Source organism: Pseudomonas sp. HY7a-MNA-CIBAN-0227 (genome assembly GCF_040310325.1).
Classification (GTDB): Bacteria; Pseudomonadota; Gammaproteobacteria; order Pseudomonadales; family Pseudomonadaceae; genus Aquipseudomonas.
Window position 1 is genome coordinate 294,115 of the sequence record NZ_JBEOPT010000004.1, and the last position, 18,729, is coordinate 312,843.

Below are 18,729 nucleotides of genomic sequence, written 5' to 3' on the forward strand. Positions count from 1 at the left end.
TCTCCAATCAGTTAAAAAAGCTTACTGCCAGCGGCGAAAGATCAGCGAAGTGTTAACGCCGCCAAAGGCAAAGTTGTTGTTCATCACGTAGTCGTTGTGCATTTCGCGGAACTCGCCGCGCAGGTAATCCAGTTCGCCGCAGCGTGGGTCCACTTCATCGAGGTTGAAGGTGGGCACGTACAGGTCGTGATTCATCATTTCGATGCTGAACCAGGATTCCAGCGCACCACAGGCGCCCAGGGTGTGGCCGAGGAAACTCTTCTGCGAACTGATGGGCATGCGGCTGCCGAACAGGTTGCTGGTGGCCTGGGTTTCGGCGATATCGCCCTGTTCCGTGGCCGTGCCGTGGCCGTTCACATAGCCGATGGCGTCAGGTGCCAGGCCGGCATCTTCCAGCGCCAGTTCCATTGCCCGGCGCATGGTGACCTGTTCGGGACGGGTGGTGTGCTGGCCGTCGGCGTTGCTGCCAAAACCCACCACTTCGGCGTGGATGTGTGCACCGCGTGCCAAGGCGTGTTCCAGCTCTTCAAGTACCAGCATGCCGCCGCCTTCGCCGATCACCAGGCCGTCGCGTCCACTGTCATAAGGACGCGGGCTGGTTTGCGGAGCGTCGTTTTTCAGGCTGGTGGCGTAGAGCGCATCGAACACCATGGCTTCGGTGGGGCACAGCTCTTCGGCGCCGCCGGCGAGCATCAGCGGCAGGCGGCCGAACTTGATGGCTTCATAGGCGTAGCCGATGCCCTGGCTGCCGCTGGTGCAGGCGCTGGACGTGGGAATCAGGCGCCCGGTAAGGCCGAAAAAAATGCTGATATTCGCCGCGGTGGTGTGGGGCATCATCCGCACGTAGGAGTTGGCATTCAGCCCTTGCGCCACCGAGTTGAGCAGCATATTGCCGAAGGCCTTGATCTCATCGGTGCTGCCGGTGGATGAGCCGCAAGCCACACCCATGCGACCGTCCTTGATCGACTCGTCGCCCAGCAAACCGGCGTCCTGCAACGCCTGTTCCGCTGCCCACACCGCCAGGCGCGAGACCCGGCCCATGCTGCGCAGCTGCTTGCGAGTCCAGTGGGCCGGCACCACGAAATCATCGATCGGCCCCGCCAGCCGTGTATTCAACTCGGTAAACCGATCCCACTCATCCATGCGCCGAATACCGCTGCGCTTGGCACGAAAGTTCGCCGCGATGCTGTCCCAATCCCTACCCAGGGACGTGATGCCGGCCATGCCGGTGACGACCACACGCTTCATCAACACAGGCCTCCGTTGACGGCCAGCACCTGACGGGTGATGTAACTCGCCTCGGCCGACATCAGAAAATTCACTGCGCCGGCGACTTCTTCCGGGGTGCCCATGCGCTGGGCCGGGATCATCTTCATCAGTTCTTCCAGTGGCACGTTTTCGTCGAGCATCGCTGTGTCAATCAGCCCAGGGGCCACGCAGTTGACGGTGATCTTGCGCTTGCCCAGTTCGATGGCCAATGCCTTGGCGGCACCGATCAACCCGGCTTTCGAGGCGCTGTAGTTGACCTGGCCGCGATTGCCGATCAACCCGGAAACCGACGTGATGCAAACAATCCGCCCCGCTGCGCGTCGACGAATCATCGGCATCATCACCGGGTGCAGCACGTTATAGAAACCGTCGAGATTGGTGCGCATCACCACGTCCCAGTCGTCTTCCGACAGGGCGGGAAACGCGCCATCACGAGTCAGCCCGGCATTCAGCACGACGCCGTAGTAGGCGCCATGTTCTTCCACGTCTGCTTCCAGAGTCGCCTTGCAGCTGGCGCGATCCGATACGTCGAATTGCAGCACCCGAGCATTGCGGCCCAAGGTCTCGATTTCGTCTCGGACGGTGTCAGCCTCGGCCCGGCCGCTTCGGCAATGCAGCACAATGTCATGGCCGGCCTTTGCCAGGCGCAGGGCAATGGCGCGGCCGATGCCACGGCTGGAGCCGGTGACCAGTATGGATTCAGTCATGAAGGGACTCCTTCGGATTCAGCTAAATAAGTAGCCGCCTGTGGCGGTCGAAATACGTTCAGGCGCGCACTGGCCTGGATACCGGGCCCGGTGAGGTGGCATTCGAACACACCCATGCCGTTGTCATCTTCCAGGGAGCACAGGCCGTGGATGGTCAGTTCGCTGCCAGCCGGAAAACGCTCCACATTGCATTCAAATTTTCGGGTGCCCAAGAGAAATCCCAAGCCGACTTCATCACCGTTCTGCCGGGCGCGGCAACCGGCCCAGGCGGCGACGCTTTGCGCCATCAGTTCGACGCCAACCCAGGCGGGCAGGCTGCCGTCGTCCAGGTTGAACAGGCCGCCTGGTGTGACGGTGAGGCGGGTATGAATTTGTTCTTCATCGAACGCCAGGACCTGATCGATCAGGATCATGTCACCGGCGTGAGGCAGCAGTTCGGCGAGCGGCCAATCGATCATGGGGCGTCTCCGATAATCAGGCTGACGTTGTTGCCGCCGAAGGCGAAGGAGTTACTCATCAGGCAGCGTTTTTCCAGGGTGTCACCAGGCTCGACCCACTTTAAAGCGGGCAGCGCCGGGTCGGCCTGACCGTCCCAAATGTGAGGCGGCAAGGCGCGGGCGGTGTTCTCGGCGCACAGGCTCAGCCAGCAGAACGCTGCTTCCAGCGCACCCGCGGCGCCCAGGGTATGGCCGCTCATGGGTTTGGTCGAGGAACAGGCCACCCCAAAGGGGAACAGGCTGGCCACGGCCAGGCTTTCCATGGCGTCGTTATGCTGGGTCGCGGTGCCGTGCAGGTTCAGGTAGCCGATCTGCTTGGGTTGCAGTTTCGCGCTGGCCAAGGCCTTGCTCATCGCCTGCAGCGCACCTTTGCCGGTGGGCTCCGGTGCGGAAATATGGTGGGCATCGCAACTGGCGCCGCTGCCCAGCAGGGCGATGGGCGCCGGGGTCTTGCTCATCAGGAACAGCACCGCCGCCTCACCGATGTTGATGCCATTGCGGTTCACCGAGAACGGATTGCAGCGCTGCGCCGACACCGCTTCCAGGGATGAAAAACCATTGAGGGTCAGCTTGCACAGGCTGTCGACGCCACCGCACAACACCGCATCGCACATGCCCAGGTCCAGCAGGCGCTGGGCACTCATCAATGCGCGGGCGCTGGAAGTGCAGGCGGTAGAAATGACGTAGGCCGGGCCGCTCAGTTGCAGCCAGTCCGTGAGGAAGTTGGCCGGGGCGCTGAGTTCCTGTTGCTGGTAGTCGTAGTCGCTGGGGAACTGCTTGTCCCGCAGGTAATGAGCGATGCCGTGGCTGGCTTCGTCGATACCCGAAGTGCTGGTGCCGAGAACGATGCCGATGCGCGCCGCACCAAAAGTCTCGATCGCCTGTTGGATCTCATCAAAGATCTGCAACGCGGCTTCCAGCAGCAGTTGGTTATTACGGCTGCTCTGCTGGCCCAGTTCTGGTGGGATCGTCGCCAGTTCACCGTGTACGCCGGCCACCGGCAGTATGCGCTCGGGCACCCAGCCACTTTCCGCGCGCATGCCGGAGCAGTCTGCGGCAAACAGGTTGCGGCTGACTTCACCCTTGCCACGGCCCAAGGCGCAGATCACGCCGAGGGCATTGAGGTAGGCGGTCATGGGGCAGCCTCCAGCGGGGTGATGTGGTAGTTCAGGTCCTGGCCGGGCAGGTTCACGGTGAACACCTGAGGCGATTGGTAAATGATCTGCCAATGGGGCTTGAGCACCCTGATATCGTCGAACTCACGGGCGCCAGGATAGTTGCCGGGCACTTCATTTGCCGGGGTCAGGGCAAACAGCAACGCGGCAAACAACTCCCGCGCCTGAGGGTTGGGCGGCAGCAAACCGTCCGCCTGCCAGGCGCCGTCGATCAGCTTTTGCCGGGCCTGGGGAATGCCCAGCGGGTCCATCATCGACCAGCGAATCGCGCCGTCTTCACGCTGGATCACCAGCAGCCAATCCTGACGCTGGCCGTTCTGCTCGCGCTCTACATGCAATTGCAGGGGCAAGGTCAGGGTCGGATTCTTCGCCGGCAACGGCGGCTGGCTGGCGCAAGCGCTCAGCAATAAAACACAGCCCATCAGCAGCGCACGGATCATTGCTCGGGGCCCGCGAGGGGTTTGCGCGCGACCACGTTAACCAGGGTTTCTTCCCGCTCGCCGAACGGCTTGGCCCGGCGCAGTCCCCAGCGTTCCAGCAAGCCGAAATCCGTGGAGCGGCTCCACCACAGGTACGGATAGGAAACGTTTTTCAGCTCGAACTCGAAGCCCTGTTCGCGAATCATCTCCAGGTACTCGGCAGCGCTTTTCTGCACATGCATCGGATGGCGGAACAGCCAGCGAATGACCCACGTGTCGATGTACGCTTCGGTGGACTCGGCAAACAGCAAATAACCGCCGGGCTTGAGCACTCGATAGAACTCGCTCAGTGCGCGCTGCTGCTCCACCAGGTGATGGAAAGTCTGGTGACAGAACAGAATATCGACACTGGCATCGGCCACATCCAGCGTTGCGCAGTCGCTGCCGATCAACTCGATGGCGAGGCCCTGGCGCGTCGCTTCAGCACGGCTCAAGTCCAGGCTGTGGGGATCAGCGTCCAGACCGATCAGGCGCTCGGGGGCGAACACTTGCTGCAAATACTGGAACGACTTGCCCTGGCCACAACCGGCATCCAGCAGCACCGGCGCAACCGGCAACGGGTCGCTGAACAAACTGCGCAGGTCGTTGATTGCTACCCGCAGCACATGGTGCTGCCAGGTGTGGCTACGCAGGAACCAGAAGCCGAACCTGGTTTCCTCGACGTAGTTTTTGCTCAGGTATTGGCTGCTCATACCCCATCTCCCGCGCAGATTTGCGAGAGCATCCGCAGCCGGCGCTTGGGCTCGCTGACAAACGGGTTGCGCTCATCCCAGGCATATCCGGCGAGGATCGAACTGATCATCCGACGAATGTCCGGTGAGCTGGTGGGATGGAAAATCACATCCTGGAACGTTCCCGCGTACCAGCCCTCGACGTAGCAACGGAAGGTGTCGACTCCACGCTTCAACGGCTCGGCAAACTCGCTTTGCCAGTCGACCGTTTCGCCTTGCAATTGTCGGTGCAGCAAACCGGCGGCCATGCTCGCCGACCGCATGGCGATGGTCACGCCGGAGGAAAATACCGGGTCGAGGAATTCCGCCGCGTTACCCAGCAAAGCAAAGCCTGGACCATGCAAGGCTTTGACGTTGGCCGAATAGCCGCCGATGGTCCTGGCCTCGGTATCCCACACCGCGTTTTTCAGCACTGTGGACAGGCTTGGGGTTTCGTCGATAAAGCTGCGCAAGCAAGCGTCGAGGTCTGCATCGCGGCCGTCGAAATGCTCCTTGGCCGCCACCACGCCTACCGAGCAACGGCCGTTGCTGAACGGGATGGTCCAGAACCAGATATCGCGCTTGGTCGGGTGTGTGGTGACGAGGATCTTGCTGCGGTCGAAGCCCGGATGTTCGATACGGTCCTCGACATGGGTAAATACCGCCTGGCGTAACGGGAAGTTCGACGGCGCCTCCAGGTCCAACAGGCGCGGCAGGACGCGGCCGTAACCGCTGGCGTCCAGTACGAAACAGGCCTTGAGGTGGTACTCGCTGCCGTTCTCCCGGCGTATGTGCAGGTAACGGTTGCCTGCGGCAAAGTCGACGCCGACGAGGGTCTGGCCGTAACGAATTTCCACGCCCTGCAACGCCGCTTGATCCGCCAGCAGCTTGTCGAACTCGCCGCGCTGCACCTGGAAGGTGGTGGGTTTGCCGTTGCTGAAGGTGTCGCCAAAATCAAAGGCGCTGTAGCGCTCGCCCCAGGCAAACGCGGCACCGGTTTTCACCTGGAAACCGGCAGCGTTGACCGCGTCGAGCATGCCAGCTTCTTCGATAAAGTCGATGCAGTGGGACAACAGGCTTTCGCCGATGGAAAAGCGCGGGAAGTGCTGGCGCTCGATGATCAACACATCATGCCCGTTACGTTTAAGCAGAGCGGCAGCAATGGCGCCGGACGGACCGGCACCAATCACCACCACCTGGCGACGTTCCATTTCAACTGTGGACACTGTGGCTCCTTGCCGGTTGGGCAATCATCAAATTCAATTCAAAGGTGTTGGTGGTCATCATTGCGCATGTTCCTGACGCCCGGCCCACGGCGCCAGCATAAAACTGAACGCCAGGCCCAGGCTTACCGACAGGCCGAAGTTACTCACCGCTGGCGTGCTGGAAATCGCCAGCAGGCCGAATGACAGCCACGTGGTGACGGCCGCCAACAGCGTGCCCAACAGGCTCACGGCGGCGCCGCCGATCTGCTCGCGCATCAGGATCGCGTAGTCGACGCTGATGGCGGTCACCAGCAGCAGGCCAAACAGGCTGAACAGGGTCAGCGGTTGCCCCAGCCAACCGAGGCTGGCCAGGCTGCACAGCGCAGCGAGCAGCGGCAGGGCAACAATGCGCAAGGCGCCACCGAAGCCGAAAGGCAGGATCAGCAGCAACACGATCAGCACGCAGGACATCAATTTCAATTCGGCAGCGCTGATTTGAGTGGCGGCGAAAACCTGGTTCAAGTCGTCGAGGCGGTCCACCAGTTGCACGCCGGGTAAGTCCAGGGCCTGCACCCGCAGCAACGCCGAGTTGTTCAGGCCTTGCAGGCTGACCATGGCTGCCACGCCATCGTCGGTTGCACCGAGCCACAGCGTACGCCAGGGCTGCGCCAGAGGGCCGATCAGCGCCGCGTCGATGTCTTCGGTGGGCAGGGCTTGCAGTTGCGCCAGTTCCGCTTGCAGGGCGCTGGCCGGTACGCCTAGGTCCAGCAGCGGTTGCCAGAATTGCGGCAGCTTGTTCAGGGCTTCGCGCACTTGTTGTTGCTCGCTTGGCTGGTTGACCAACTGATTGAGCGCCAGATAACCCTGAAGCTTATCCATGTTCACCAGTTGATCCAGACGCTGGCTCAGCGCCGTCTGACGCTCCAGCAGTTGCTGCTGATTGTTCGCACGCACCAGGAAGAATTGGCTGGTGGGTTGATAGCCGGTAATCCGCGCAATGGCCTGGGCTTCCTCCAGTAATTGCGGCGGCGCGCCGATCCATTGGCGAATATCGTTTTTGCTGTTCAGCTGCCATAAACCACCGGCGCAAAACAGCAACACCAACACCAGCAACACCGGGCTCGGCAGGCGCTTGAGCAACGACTCACGCACCCCCAGCAGAAACTCGGCAATTCGCAGCGGCCACTGGGCCGGGCGCAGATCCATGCCCTTGAGCAAGGCCGGCAACAGGCACACCGCCGACAGGTACGCACCCACCAGCCCAGCGGCGGAGAACACGGCGATCTGGGTCAGGGCCGGGAATGGCGTCCAGGCCAGCGCCAGGTAACCGATGCAACTGGTGGCCAGGCTCAGGCTCAAACCCGGCAAGGTCAGGCGCAACGCTGGCCAACTGCGCCAGGGTTGCAGGCTCCAGCTCTTGGACAGGTAATGCAGCGGGTAATCCACCGCCACGCCAATCAGGCTCGACCCCAGCACCAGGGTCATCACATGCATATGGCCGAACAGCGCGACACAGGCCACCGCACCAAACAGCATGCCCACCAGCACCGGTACAAACGCCAACAATACCCGCCAGCGGCGGAACGCCAGCAGCAACAGCAAAAGGATGCCAACGGTGGCGCCGCCGCCGACCCAGGTCATCTCCCGGGTTGCCTGCTGCTGACCATTGGCCGCGTACAGCAGGCCGCTGGCAGCAAGCAATTGCACGCCTTGCTTACTGGCCTGTTCGCGGCTGGATTGGAGCAAGTCGGCCACTTGAAGCGGCAACTTCATGTCGAAGGCATTGCCGTTGGTGCGCGCCCGCAGCAGCACCCAGCTTTTGCCGTCGGCATCGGCGATCAACGCGCCGCTGCCAATATCCAACTGTACCGAACCGTGTTGCGGCTGGCTGTTCTGGATGCGTCCGGTGAGGCCGAGCCAATCGTCCTGGCTCGGCACCAGGCTGAAACCGGTAAAGGGATCGAACAGCGCCTGCACCCGTTGCTGAATAAAGGCGTGTGGCTGCTCGATCAGTTGCTCGCGGTCCTTGGCCGAGAGCATCGCCAGGCGCCCTTGCAGCAACTGCTGACGCAAGGCCGGCAGATCTGCCTGGAGGTTCCATTGGACCTTTTCAAACAGGCTGCTGGCTTGCCAACGCGCGCCCAGTTGTTGGGCCATGGCCACCGCCTGCTGGCGGTCGGCATGGCCCACCAGCACCAGCATTTCGCGGTTCAGTGGCTCCTGCATGCGTTGTTCGGCGCGCAGCTCCAATGCATCCGGCGCGGTGCCGGGCACCAGTTCCATGAGGTTGGCCGACAGTGGCGCACCCTGGCGCCATTGCCAGCCGGCCAGGGCCAACACGGCCACCAGCAGGATCAGGAACAGGCGCGGTAGCCAGCGCTCACTGGGCAAAGTCGTGTTGCTCCGCGTCGCTCAAAGATTGCGTGCTGGTGCTGTCCTGCATGCGCAGTACGGTGCTGTCGCCCTGGGTTTCCAGTAGTTCGATTTTTTGCACCAGGTCGCCGCCGTCGATATTGATCTGGGTGAATACCTGCTTGAGCAATAACGAGCGCGGAATCAGCGTTAGCTTCCACTGTGTGGCCTCGCCTTGCAGTTGCAACTCGAAGTCGCGCTGCAAGCCGCTGCTGTCGCCCTGTAACACGGCGAGGAACAAACGATTCTGCTCGGCCCCGGCGCTCTTGTTGGGCAGCGGCTGCCAGCCGTTGGCATCGCGCCTGGCAATGCCTTGGGCGCTGATGCGGTAGTCCTGTTGCAGAGGGGTTTTCAGCAGCCAAAGCAAACCGTGGTCCTTGGCCAGAACAAAGGAGCCCTTGCTGGTCAGAGGCTGTGGCAGGGCGCGCAGGTGTTTTTCCTGGAGGAAGTTGCCGTGGATCACAGAGGGCTTTGCCAGTTGATCGCTGAGCTGTTGCAGGTCGAAGGCGTGGGCCAAGCCAGGAATCCCCAACAGCACACACACCACCACTCCTGCAGGAGCGAGCTTGCTCGCGAAAAACGCCAAGGCACCGCGTTTAAACAGGATGCCAGCGTTATCGTTGACGACCTTCGCGAGCAAGCTCGCTCCTACAGAAAACGGAGAGATCATTTCAGGGCCCTTTCGACGGCTTCGACAAACACTGTCGGCGACGCCAGTTGCATCTCGCGACTGGCAATCTCCACTGCCACTTGCACGGTGCTGGCGCGGGTCAGGCGTTCGCCGGTGGTGACGTCGCTGATCAGGTAATTGACCTTCAAGCGGCTCTCCCACTCCACCAGGCTGGCGCGCACATTGATGGTCTGGCCAAAGGTGGCGCCGCGTACATAGCGCAGCTGCATATCGATTACCGGCCAAGCGTAGCCCGACTCAAGCATGGCCGTGTAGTTGTGGCCGATCTTGTCCAGCAAGGCGCAGCGGGCGACTTCCAGGTATTTGACGTAATGGCCGTGCCAGACCACGTTCATGGTGTCGATGTCGAAAAACGGCACGAGGATTTCGGTGTCGCTGTGCAATACGCCCTGGCTACGCATGCAGCCTCCAGTGTTGCTCGGCGATGCGTTGTAGGCACAGGCGCAGTTCACCTTCTAGGGCGCGGTCTTCGATCACGGGCGGGAAATCCTTGGCAAGTTCTTCATGCATGGCGGCCAGCGCTGGTGGTAGCGGCCGGGCATCTTCGGCCTGGGCCCGCAGCCACACGCCCTGGTTGGCGGCGAGCAAGGTGGCGGCGGCGACCTGTTCGGTCAGCTCCAACACACGGATGGCATCGCGGGCGGCGATGGTGCCCATGCTCACCTTGTCCTGGTTGTGGCACTCGGTGGAACGCGAGAACACGCTGGCAGGCATGGTGTTTTTCAGCGCTTCGGCGGTCCAGGCGCTGGTGCCAATCTGCACGGCCTTGAAACCATGGTTGATCATCGCGCGGTCAGCAGGGGCACCGGACAGATTGCTCGGCAGACCATGGTTGTAACGCACGTCTACCAGCAGCGCGAGCTGACGGTCCAGCAGGTCGGCGACGTTGGCGACCAGTGTCTTGAGGCTGTCCATGGCAAAGGCGATATGCCCGCCATAGAAATGCCCGCCGTGCAGCACGCGTTCGGCTTCGGCGTCGATGATCGGGTTGTCGTTGGCGCTGTTGAGTTCGATCTCGATAAATGAGCGCAGCCAGTTCAGGCTGTCGGCCAGCACGCCCAAAACGTGGGGTGCGCAGCGCAGGGAATAGCGGTCTTGCAAGCGGTGCAACGGCGCGGTTGGCGCGTCGATGGCCAGGTCCTTGCGCAACCAGGCGGCGACTTGCATTTGGCCGGGGTGCGGCTTGGCGGCGAACAGGCGTTCGTCGAAGTGCTCCGGGTTGCCTTGCAGCGCCACCACGTTCAGCGCGGTGATGCGCGTGGCCAGTTGCAGCAGGTAATCGGCGCGGGCGAAGGCCAGGCAGGCGAGGCCGGTCATGACTGCCGTGCCGTTCATCAATGCCAGGGCTTCTTTGGGGCGCAGCACCAGCGGCTCCCAGCCCAGTTCGCGGTGTACATCGGCAGCCTGGCGGCGCTCGCCACGGAACATCACTTCACGCTCGCCGGACAAGGTCGCGGCGACGTAGGACAGCGGTGTCAGATCACCGCTGGCGCCCACCGAACCTTCTTCCGGAATCAGTGGCAGCACGTCGTGTTCGAGAAAGGCGTGTAGACGTTCCAGCAGCTCGACGCGCACCCCGGAAACGCCGTGGCACAGCGACTGCAAACGCGCCGCCAGCACCGCACGGGTTGCTTGCGCATCCAGCAACTTGCCCAGGCCACAGCCGTGGAAGGTGTAGAGGTGACGGGGCAGCGCTTCGACATGCTCCAGCGGCACCGCTACCACGCAGGAATCGCCGTAGCCGGTGGTGACGCCGTAGATCACGCCTTCCTTGTCCAGCAGGGAGTCGAGGAACTGCGCGCCTTTGGCGATGCGCTGGCGGTACTCGGCATCGTCTTGCAGGCGAGTCGGCGCCTGACGGTTGGCGAGGGCCAGCACGTCTTCGATGCGCAAAGGGAGTTCGCCGAAGGTTACCGGCTCAAGATGCGTCGTCATCGGTCTTCCAGAAAGGGTAAAAGTTGAACCATTGTTGGGGCGCTTCCAGGCAGAACTGGCCCAGGCGTTCGGCGTACCGGGCGGTCCATAACGCGATCACCTGCTGGCGGTCGCTGCGTTTCCATTCGATCAGTTGGGCGAAGGGCTCGATGATCAAGCGATAGCGCCCCTGGTGTTTCAGGCACATCAGCAGGTTGACCGGGCATTTCAGCAATCCGGCCAACAGCCACGGGCCCTGGGGGAAGGCGGCGTTATGGCCGAGGAAATCCACCCGCGCCGTGCGCCCGCCATGCAGCGGCACACGGTCGCCAGCAATCGCCAGCCACTCGCCGTCGTCCAGGCGCTGGCTGAGTAGGAGCATGATCGCCGGGTCCAGCTCGCTGACCTGGATCAGCCGCAGATTGGTCGCCCCGGCTTCGCCCAGCAGGCGGTTGAAACGCTCGGCGTGCTTGGTGTGCACCAGCACGTTCATGGTGACTTTTTCGCCCAGTTCGGCGAGGGCCCGGCACACTTCCAGGTTGCCCAGATGCGCGCCCACCAACATCTGCCCGCGTTCGCCGCGTAGTTGTTGGCGCAGTTGGGCCGGGTCGATGATCTCGATCTGTTCCAGGCGCAGCTTGCCGTTCCATACGTCGAGCTTGTCCAGCAAGGCGTCGGCGAAGGCCATGAACTGGCCGAATACCCGTCGACGCGTGGGGCGCAAGTCGTCACGCCCGCTCCAGTCGGCCAGGCGCTGCTGGTATTGCCAGGCGCTCTGGCGGGCGGTGCGGCCGAACAGGAAGAAGTACAGGACTATACCGTAGAGAGCCGGAGCCAATGCTCGGCGCCCGAGTACCTTGGCGCCGAACGCGGTGAGTTTCATCAGCCAGAAACTGCCGCGCTCTTCACGGTCGGCCCAGTGTTTGCTGCCCTGGGTCATGCCTGCCACCGCCGCCATAGGATCATCGGCGCGCGCACCAGCATGCCGAAGAACAACCGGGTGTGCATGGACGAAATCAGGGCGTTGTCGTGGAACATGCGAAAGTGCGACAGACCATCGGCGGGGTAGTGCACTTTGGTGGGCAGCCAGCGCATTGGCTGGTTGCGCCATGACAGGCGCACCAGGATATCGGAGTCGAAATCCATGCGCTTGCCGATCCTGGCCGAGTCCATCAGCGCCAGCACCGGCGCCAGCGGGTACACGCGAAAGCCACACATCGAGTCGCGAATCTCCAGCGACAGGCTGTTGATCCACACCCACACATGGGTCAGGTAGCGGCCGTACAGACGGCCCTTGGGTACGCTGTCGTCGTATTCGGGGTAGCCACAGATCAGCGCGCGCGGGTGGGTGCGCGAGGCGTCGAGAAAGGTGCCGACTTCCCGCAGGTCATGCTGGCCGTCGGCGTCTACTTGCAGCGCATGGGTGAAGCCCAGGCGCGCCGCCTCACGGAAGCCGATCATCACCGCGCCGCCCTTGCCTTGATTGGCGGGCAAGGTGACCAGGGAGACATTGTCGAGGGTCGCCAACTGCGCCAGCACGGCAGCGCAGGCCGGGCTGCTGCCATCGTCCACCAGCAGGCACGGCAGGCCGCTGGCTAGCAGGGTACGGACCACGGCGGGCACGGCGGCTTCATGGTTGTAGACCGGGATCAGGGCGCAGGGGTTATGCAAGGTCGGGCTCCAGGAGAATTCGGCCACTGGAGCAGGCGGCGGTGTCATTGCGGTAGGTAAAGTACAACTTGCCGCGTTGCTGATCGAAGCGCAGGTGCAGTTCGATCCGGTCATCAGGCCGGACCAGTTGCTGGAACTTGAGCACTTCCATCCCGACGAATTTTTTTGGCAGGTCGAGCAATTGCTGGCCCAGGCTCAGGGCCCAATCTACCTGGACAACGCCTGGCAGCACCGGGGTTTGCGGGAAGTGGCCGCTGAAGTAGGCCAAGTCCGGCGGGATCGCCAGTTGCAGGGTCCACTCACCGTCGGTTTCGACTTTTTCCAGTACTTGCGGTGTCTTGGGCCGGGGTGCCAGCAGCAAGGTTTCCACATCGGCCTGGGGCAACTTGCCCTGGGAGTTGAACGGTAATTGCCGCAGCAACCGCCAGCGGCGCGGCAGGGCCAGGGCTTCGCAGTGTTGGCTCAGGTGCTGGCGCAGGGTTTGGGTGACGGTGCGCCGGCCTTGATTGCGCAAGGCATGCAGCCCTTGTGCGCTGAGCACCACCAGGGCGCCGAGGGAGGCGCGGTTTTCCTGGACCACGCCCAGGCGGGTTTCAGTCACCCAGGGGTGGTCCATCAACGCCTGTTCCAGCATCGGCAGGGAGATACGTTTTTCTTCCAGCTTGACGATCCGGTCCAGGCGGCCCAGCAGTTCGAAGCGGCCGTCGGCGTGGATCCTCGCGGCGTCGGCGGTGTGTTCGATATGGCCGGCTGGCAGGTATGGCGAGGCGATGCGCAAGGCGCCGTTGGCATCTTGGCTCAACTGCACATCGGTAAACGGCTGCCACAGGGTTTGACCCTGGCGCCAGGCGATGCCGCCGGTTTCCGAGCTACCGAGGATTTCCGTTGGCCATTGCTGCAAGCGTTGTTGCAGGATGCTGGCCGCATCAAAAGGCAGGGCTCCGCCGGAGGAGAAAACCCGCTTGACCGCGCTCAAGGCCGGCCAGTCGAGGTTATCGCCCATGCGCTTGAGCAACGCCGGGCTGGCGACCCAGGCAAAGTGCGGATGCTGGCGGCTGACCCGCTGCAAGTCTTCCGGGAATGCCAACTGTTGACGCACGAAGGTTCGCCCGGCGCACAGCGGCCACAACACTCGGAACAGTAAACCGTAGATGTGCTGGGTGGCGACGCTGGCGATGATGCAGGCCTCGCCCAAGCCGGCACCCCAGAGGGATTCCAGCGCCTGGACCTCATTGGTCAGTTGGCGCAGGGTTTTGTTGATGCGCTTGGGCTCGCCGCTGGAGCCGGAGGTACACAAGCTCAGGCTGCACGTGTCCAGGTCCAGTGCAGCGGCGCTAAGGGGGGCTTGGTAAAGCGCGTCCAGATCCGCAGCCTCGGTCAGCCAAGCGTCGACGGCATCGGCCGAGCGTTGGCGGGTCTGGGGTTGCAGGTCGGCGGGCAGCAATACACTGACCCCGGCGCGCCAGGCTCCCAAGAGAGCAATCGCCAGCAGGCTTGCGTCTTCCAGGTGCACGGCTAAACGCTGGATGCCACGAGCTTGCAGCCCGGCAGCCAGGCTCAGGGCTTGCTCGCATAACTGTGCGTGATTCAGATCAGGCTCGGCAGTGACCGGGCGCTGGGCAACAGGCTCAAGCAGCAAGTGCTCAAGATTCAACCAATTCATACGCGGCCTCGAACCCTTTGTCGTATCAGCCATTCCACGGCAAACAACAGCCCCATCAGCCCGTAAGCGATCAGCCCGTTGTACAACGTCCACCAACTCAGCGGCGCCCACAGCGTAAGGGCAGCGGCCAGCAGGCCGTTACCCAGGAAAAATACACTCCACACCACTGTGACTTGGCGGGTATACACAATTGCGTTCTCAGGTAATTGCGGCTCGCTCATGCGTGCCAGGCGCTCGACCATCGGCGGCCCATATTTCAGGCTCAAGCCAAACAGCGCCAGCATGAAGCCGCTGACGAGGCTCGGGTACCAGCGCAACAGTTTCGGGTTGTCGAACCAGGCCAGCAACAGGCAGAACACAATCGCGACGACGGCCATCCATCGTGCGCCCGGGTTGCGTGCGCCCGTCAGCGCCCGCAGCAACCACAGGCTGGCCAACAGCAGGCCGAATTGCCACGGTGCAAAATGCTCCGTGCCGAAATACACCGCAAAAGGGTACAGCAGCCCCGCCAGCAACAGGCCAAGGCCGATCAGCCGGCTCATGCGGCCGGTTGAACCAGGCGGTAGACCGCCTCGACCACGTCGCTTACGGTACGCACGGCCTTGAACTCTTCGGCGGCTATTTTCTTGCCGGTCTGGCGCTTGATATGGTCGATCAGGTCGACCGCATCGATGCTGTCGATTTCCAGGTCCTGATACAGGTTGGCGTCCAGGGTGACGCGTTCAGGTTCCAGTTCAAACAGTTCCACCAAGGCATCGCGCAGGGTGTTGAAGATATCGTCACGAGTTTGCATGGTCCGGTCTCAAGCTGCCTGTCTGGCCGTGACGAACGCCGCGAGGCTGGCCACGTTGGTGAAGTGATTGCGAGTGTCCTTGGCGTCGGCATCAATCTTGATACCGTACTTTTTCTGGATCGCCAGGCCCAACTCCAGGGCGTCGACCGAATCCAGGCCCAGTCCTTCGCCGAACAGGGTTTGCTCGTCGCCAATGTCGTCCACGCTGATGTCTTCAAGGCCCAGGGCCTCGATGATCAGCGTTTTTATGTCGTGCTCAAGGCTGTGTTGGTCGCTCATCTTCGGCGAGCTCCTTAATAAAATACTGATGTAGGTAATCGTTGAGCTTGCGTGAAGCCTGGGGCGCGGGGCCCTGTGCGGCAAACGTCTGTGGTTCTATATCGGCACCCACCCGCAAACTGAAGTGGAAACGGCGTTTAGGGATGCGATACCAGGGTTCGGCCTTGGTCAGGGTGGTGGGGCTGACCTTGATCACCACAGGGGTGATGATTGTCGCACCCCGCAGGGCAATGGCGGCACCCCCGCGATGAAAGGCCGGCATCTGGCCCGGCGAAGTGCGGGTGCCTTCGGGAAAGATGATCAGGGTCTGGCCTTCCCGCAGGGCGCCTGCGGCGGCATCGAGCATGTCGGCGCTGCCGTCATTGCTGATGTAGCCGGCGTCGCGCACCGGCCCGCGAGTGAACGGGTTTTGCCACAGGCTTTGTTTGACCACGCAGTTGGTCTGGCGCATAAGGCCGATCAGGAACACCACGTCGATCAGCGACGGGTGGTTGGCGATGATCATCTGGCCAGGGCGGCCCAGGTTCTCGGCGCCTTCGACGCTGTAGGTGAGAATGCCCAAACGATGCATCAGGCGAATAAAGAACCAGAACAGCCAACTAATGGTGTGGCGGGCACGCCGGCGATGTTGTTGAGCGTCCCCCGGCAAGCAACTGAGCAGCGGAAACACCAACAATCGCAGGCACAGGCCGCCGACGCCAAACAGGGTAAAGCTGGCCGCCGTCGCGAACAGCCGCCAGTAATAGGCATCCCGGGGCTTGCCGGTCATCGCTTGCATTGCCAGCTCCATACTCGGTTTTTCCAGGCATGTTGGCAGGCGCCCTGTTCGGTGAGCAGGGTGCGCAGCAGGTTCAGGGCGTGGGGCCACTGAGCTTTTGTGAGAGGCGTTGTGGTGGATTGGACCGTGGCGGGCAGTAGCTCCAGCTGCCATTCGTCGCCTGGGGTCAGCAGCAGGCCGAGGGCATAAGGAAATGGCACGTCGTCGATCCAGCTGGCGTAAGCCTCAGGCGGCTGCTCTTCGGTGATCACCAGCAGAACCGCCGGTGCGCCTTCGTTGAGCAGGGCTGCGGCTTCCAGCATGCCGTGTTCCAGCCCATCGCCTGCGGCGGCGAGGGCCGTCATCTCACTGGTTTCATTGCGCAGGATCGACCACAGGCCAATCACCGCGTTGTGCACCGACAGGCTGAACTGGGTGGGCGACAAGGGTTGGTCATTGGCCAGGTCGCTGAGAATATCGAGGGTGCGCGGGGTTTCGCCGTGACGGGAAACAAACACCAGCGGCAAGTCTTGCAGGCCTTGCGCCAAGGGCCAGCCGACGCTGAAAGCCATGCGCGCCAGGCGGCTCAGGCGGCGGCGTTGCATGGCGGGCAGGAACGACACATCGGGCGCGGCATCGCTGGGGGCGAGCAACACCGGGTCCTGGCACCATGCGCGCCAGTTGTCCACGCTGTCGAGCCCGGGGGCCCAGGCGCGCCATTGGGCGATGTTGAAGTTGATCACTGAGAATATATCCCGCCCCTGCGGGCTTCCTTGTGCAGAAATTGGCCCGCAAAACCGGGACATGGCGCAATGGCCGAGTGGCGCGCATTATCCCGGTGCTGTGGGGTTCTAGCAAACGTTGGTAAAGAATTGTTCATGGGGCATTACAGATTTACTGAAAAGACTTATGAATTGTCGATGATGAGGGGGTGTCCTGACTTGTCGGACCTTTCCTTTTCGAACAGCCGTGACGCAATACGCTTAGTGTGTGATCCCGTCTGCGATGCTGTAGTGCATGGATGATCAAGGTAGCTAACGGGCGCTTTTGCCCACTACACTCGGGCATTAATTGATACATGGAGGTTTTGTCATGCGGCGTGTGGTGTTCAATCAGAAAGGCGGTGTGGGCAAGTCCAGTATTGCCTGCAACCTGGCGGCGGTCAGCGCCAGTGAAGGTTATCGAACCCTGTTGGTCGACCTCGATGCCCAAGCTAACTCGACCCAGTACCTCACCGGACTGACCGGCGAAGATATCCCCATGGGCATTGCCGATTTCTTCAAGCAAACCCTGTCCTCCGGGCCGTTTTCGAAGAAAGGCAAGGTGGATATCTACGAAACCCCTTTCGACAACCTGCACGTGATCACCGCCACGGCGGAACTGGCGGACTTGCAGCCCAAGCTTGAAGCCAAACACAAGATCAACAAGCTGCGAAAGCTGCTGGATGAGTTGAGTGAGGATTACGATCGGATCTACCTCGATACCCCGCCGGCGCTGAATTTTTATGCGGTTTCTGCGCTGATTGCCGCCGATCGCGTGCTGATCCCCTTCGATTGCGACAGCTTCTCCCGTCAGGCGCTGTATGGTCTTCTGGCAGAAATCGAAGAGTTGAAGGAAGACCACAACGAAGGCCTTGAGGTGGAAGGGATTGTGGTCAACCAGTTCCAGGCTCGGGCGAGCCTGCCGCAGCAGATGCTGGATGAGTTGATTGCCGAAGGCTTGCCAGTATTGCCGGTGTACTTGGGCAGCTCGGTACGCATGCGTGAGTCTCATCAGGCGAATATGCCGCTGATCCACCTGGACCCACGGCATAAGCTGACGCAGCAGTTTGTGGCGTTGCATAACCTGCTGGAAAACGCCTGATCGCGCAGACGACATAAAACAGTGTGGGAGGTTGCTTGCCTGCTCACCGCGGGCAAGTCGAAGCGTCGCACCGCCGGCTCCCACACTGACCGAGCAGGGTTTGAAATAGGGCTACACGCCCTGACTGCGCAACCAACTCATCAACTGCGGCAACGGAAACGCTCCGCTCTGACGCGCCACTTCCCGACCATTTTTGAACAAAATCAAACTGGGAATCGAGCGAATACCCAGCTGAGCGCAAAGCTGCTGATTGGCCTCGCTATCGAGCTTGGCCAATCGGCATTTTCCCGTCAACTGCCCGGCAGCCTGTTCAAACACCGGCGCAAACGACTTGCACGGCCCGCACCAGTCGGCCCACACATCCACCAGCAGCGGCAAATCGCCCTTGATCTGGTTGGCGTAGTCGCCCTGTTTCAGCTCAAAGGGCTTGCTCAGCAACACCGCTTGTTTGCAACGCCCGCACTTCGGCGCATCGCCCAGGCGTTCGTTGGGGATGCGGTTGAGGCCGTTGCAATGCGGGCAGGGGATTACGAGAGGATCGGACATGGTGGGCTCCGTAGAAATGGCCACTGGGTTCTATTTGGAGTCAGGCATGGGCTTTATCAAGGTGCGGTATCAATGACGCATGCGCTGGGTGAGGATGT

21 protein-coding genes are annotated in these 18,729 nt (G+C 61.9%); 1 reads left to right on the forward strand and 20 read right to left on the reverse strand.

The window, feature by feature from the left end:
- Positions 1 to 21: 21 nt before the first annotated feature.
- From AAEZ06_RS09415 to AAEZ06_RS09505, 19 genes are read right to left on the reverse strand one after another with little or no spacing between them, the layout of a single operon-like run.
- A complete protein-coding gene (locus AAEZ06_RS09415) occupies positions 22 to 1,248 on the reverse strand; it encodes a beta-ketoacyl-ACP synthase (RefSeq protein WP_350614006.1) in 1,227 nt (408 codons plus the stop codon).
- A complete protein-coding gene (gene fabG, locus AAEZ06_RS09420) occupies positions 1,248 to 1,976 on the reverse strand; it encodes a 3-oxoacyl-ACP reductase FabG (RefSeq protein WP_149411241.1) in 729 nt (242 codons plus the stop codon). The genes AAEZ06_RS09415 and fabG overlap by 1 nt, the downstream gene beginning before the upstream one ends.
- The gene (locus AAEZ06_RS09425) at positions 1,973 to 2,434 is read right to left on the reverse strand and encodes a hotdog family protein (RefSeq protein ID WP_133101334.1); all 462 of its coding nucleotides are present in this window, start codon (positions 2,432 to 2,434) and stop codon (positions 1,973 to 1,975) included. The genes fabG and AAEZ06_RS09425 overlap by 4 nt, the downstream gene beginning before the upstream one ends.
- On the reverse strand, positions 2,431 to 3,609 hold the full coding sequence (locus AAEZ06_RS09430) for a beta-ketoacyl-[acyl-carrier-protein] synthase family protein (RefSeq protein ID WP_149411240.1): 1,179 nt from the start codon (positions 3,607 to 3,609) through the stop codon (positions 2,431 to 2,433). Before AAEZ06_RS09430 ends, AAEZ06_RS09425 begins: the two co-directional genes overlap by 4 nt.
- Complete coding sequence (locus tag AAEZ06_RS09435) at positions 3,606 to 4,088, reverse strand: hypothetical protein (RefSeq protein ID WP_149411239.1); 483 nt, start codon at positions 4,086 to 4,088, stop codon at positions 3,606 to 3,608. The genes AAEZ06_RS09430 and AAEZ06_RS09435 overlap by 4 nt, the downstream gene beginning before the upstream one ends.
- Positions 4,085 to 4,819: a class I SAM-dependent methyltransferase gene (locus AAEZ06_RS09440; RefSeq protein ID WP_149411238.1), complete on the reverse strand. Its 735-nt coding sequence runs from the start codon at positions 4,817 to 4,819 to the stop codon at positions 4,085 to 4,087. Before AAEZ06_RS09440 ends, AAEZ06_RS09435 begins: the two co-directional genes overlap by 4 nt.
- Complete coding sequence (locus tag AAEZ06_RS09445; protein ID WP_149411237.1) at positions 4,816 to 6,063, reverse strand: NAD(P)/FAD-dependent oxidoreductase; 1,248 nt, start codon at positions 6,061 to 6,063, stop codon at positions 4,816 to 4,818. Before AAEZ06_RS09445 ends, AAEZ06_RS09440 begins: the two co-directional genes overlap by 4 nt.
- Positions 6,064 to 6,120: 57 nt before the next feature.
- Positions 6,121 to 8,433, reverse strand: coding sequence for an MMPL family transporter (locus AAEZ06_RS09450; protein ID WP_149411236.1), 2,313 nt, complete (start codon positions 8,431 to 8,433; stop codon positions 6,121 to 6,123).
- Positions 8,423 to 9,124 carry an outer membrane lipoprotein carrier protein LolA gene (locus tag AAEZ06_RS09455; protein WP_149411235.1) on the reverse strand — a complete coding sequence of 234 codons (702 nt, stop codon included), beginning with the start codon at positions 9,122 to 9,124 and terminating at the stop codon, positions 8,423 to 8,425. Before AAEZ06_RS09455 ends, AAEZ06_RS09450 begins: the two co-directional genes overlap by 11 nt.
- Complete coding sequence (locus AAEZ06_RS09460; protein WP_350614010.1) at positions 9,121 to 9,546, reverse strand: acyl-CoA thioesterase; 426 nt, start codon at positions 9,544 to 9,546, stop codon at positions 9,121 to 9,123. The genes AAEZ06_RS09455 and AAEZ06_RS09460 overlap by 4 nt, the downstream gene beginning before the upstream one ends.
- The gene (locus tag AAEZ06_RS09465) at positions 9,539 to 11,080 is read right to left on the reverse strand and encodes an HAL/PAL/TAL family ammonia-lyase (protein ID WP_149411233.1); all 1,542 of its coding nucleotides are present in this window, start codon (positions 11,078 to 11,080) and stop codon (positions 9,539 to 9,541) included. Before AAEZ06_RS09465 ends, AAEZ06_RS09460 begins: the two co-directional genes overlap by 8 nt.
- Positions 11,064 to 11,999 carry a lysophospholipid acyltransferase family protein gene (locus tag AAEZ06_RS09470; protein WP_149411232.1) on the reverse strand — a complete coding sequence of 312 codons (936 nt, stop codon included), beginning with the start codon at positions 11,997 to 11,999 and terminating at the stop codon, positions 11,064 to 11,066. The genes AAEZ06_RS09465 and AAEZ06_RS09470 overlap by 17 nt, the downstream gene beginning before the upstream one ends.
- On the reverse strand, positions 11,996 to 12,730 hold the full coding sequence (locus AAEZ06_RS09475; RefSeq protein WP_149411231.1) for a glycosyltransferase family 2 protein: 735 nt from the start codon (positions 12,728 to 12,730) through the stop codon (positions 11,996 to 11,998). The genes AAEZ06_RS09470 and AAEZ06_RS09475 overlap by 4 nt, the downstream gene beginning before the upstream one ends.
- The gene (locus AAEZ06_RS09480; RefSeq protein ID WP_350614013.1) at positions 12,723 to 14,393 is read right to left on the reverse strand and encodes an ApeI family dehydratase; all 1,671 of its coding nucleotides are present in this window, start codon (positions 14,391 to 14,393) and stop codon (positions 12,723 to 12,725) included. Before AAEZ06_RS09480 ends, AAEZ06_RS09475 begins: the two co-directional genes overlap by 8 nt.
- Positions 14,390 to 14,935, reverse strand: coding sequence for a COG4648 family protein (locus tag AAEZ06_RS09485; protein WP_149411229.1), 546 nt, complete (start codon positions 14,933 to 14,935; stop codon positions 14,390 to 14,392). The genes AAEZ06_RS09480 and AAEZ06_RS09485 overlap by 4 nt, the downstream gene beginning before the upstream one ends.
- Positions 14,932 to 15,186: an acyl carrier protein gene (locus AAEZ06_RS09490; protein WP_133101347.1), complete on the reverse strand. Its 255-nt coding sequence runs from the start codon at positions 15,184 to 15,186 to the stop codon at positions 14,932 to 14,934. The genes AAEZ06_RS09485 and AAEZ06_RS09490 overlap by 4 nt, the downstream gene beginning before the upstream one ends.
- A 9-nt stretch (positions 15,187 to 15,195) precedes the next feature.
- Positions 15,196 to 15,465 carry a phosphopantetheine-binding protein gene (locus tag AAEZ06_RS09495; protein ID WP_149411228.1) on the reverse strand — a complete coding sequence of 90 codons (270 nt, stop codon included), beginning with the start codon at positions 15,463 to 15,465 and terminating at the stop codon, positions 15,196 to 15,198.
- The gene (locus tag AAEZ06_RS09500) at positions 15,443 to 16,255 is read right to left on the reverse strand and encodes a lysophospholipid acyltransferase family protein (protein ID WP_149411227.1); all 813 of its coding nucleotides are present in this window, start codon (positions 16,253 to 16,255) and stop codon (positions 15,443 to 15,445) included. Before AAEZ06_RS09500 ends, AAEZ06_RS09495 begins: the two co-directional genes overlap by 23 nt.
- Positions 16,231 to 16,965 carry a beta-ketoacyl synthase chain length factor gene (locus tag AAEZ06_RS09505; RefSeq protein WP_149411226.1) on the reverse strand — a complete coding sequence of 245 codons (735 nt, stop codon included), beginning with the start codon at positions 16,963 to 16,965 and terminating at the stop codon, positions 16,231 to 16,233. Before AAEZ06_RS09505 ends, AAEZ06_RS09500 begins: the two co-directional genes overlap by 25 nt.
- A gap of 349 nt (positions 16,966 to 17,314) precedes the next feature.
- Here AAEZ06_RS09505 and AAEZ06_RS09510 point away from each other — a divergent pair, with 349 nt between their 5' ends.
- Entirely contained in the window at positions 17,315 to 18,085 is a 771-nt protein-coding gene (locus tag AAEZ06_RS09510; protein WP_149411225.1) for a ParA family protein, read from the forward strand.
- A gap of 111 nt (positions 18,086 to 18,196) precedes the next feature.
- Here AAEZ06_RS09510 and trxC read toward each other — a convergent pair whose 3' ends face one another.
- Positions 18,197 to 18,631 (reverse strand): thioredoxin TrxC, encoded by a 435-nt coding sequence (trxC, locus tag AAEZ06_RS09515; protein ID WP_149411224.1) that lies wholly within the window; start codon positions 18,629 to 18,631, stop codon positions 18,197 to 18,199.
- Between the last annotated feature and the right edge of the window lie 98 nt (positions 18,632 to 18,729).